This is a genomic window from Pseudoalteromonas sp. S3178 (genome assembly GCF_005886985.1).
Taxonomy (GTDB): domain Bacteria; phylum Pseudomonadota; class Gammaproteobacteria; order Enterobacterales; family Alteromonadaceae; genus Pseudoalteromonas; species Pseudoalteromonas carrageenovora.
This window is the reverse complement of the sequence record NZ_PNCW01000282.1, coordinates 1-326: the sequence shown is the minus strand read 5'-3', so window position 1 is coordinate 326 and position 326 is coordinate 1. Positions and strand designations below refer to the sequence as shown.

Here is a 326-nt window from a genome sequence, read left to right as displayed (position 1 = left end):
AGTTCGTCTAAGTACCCGGTGTTTATGCAAGATCAATTAGTTTGGGTTGGCGATTTATCGCTTGCGCAGCATTCGGTGGTCACTTTAGTCACCGCGCCAGAGGGCTGTATTTATCGCCGCCGCGCTATCGAGGCGCTACAGCAAGCTGGATTACAATACCGTATCGTATATAGTAACGCCGACTTAACCGGCCTTACCGCCGCTTTAAAAGAGGGGCTCGGGATCACCGTGCTGGCCAAAAGCACCGTGCCAGCAGAGCTGCCTTATCAGACCCAAACTCAAATATTACCCGAACTCGGCCAAATCGGTATCAGCCTAGTCAAAAA

General features: G+C 51.2%; 1 protein-coding gene. It reads left to right on the top strand.

Translation table 11 applies throughout. The features are described 5' to 3' along the window. Nucleotides 1-326, top strand: a 326-nt coding sequence (locus CWC11_RS20980; protein WP_249330793.1) for a LysR substrate-binding domain-containing protein, incomplete at both ends; no start/stop codon positions are given.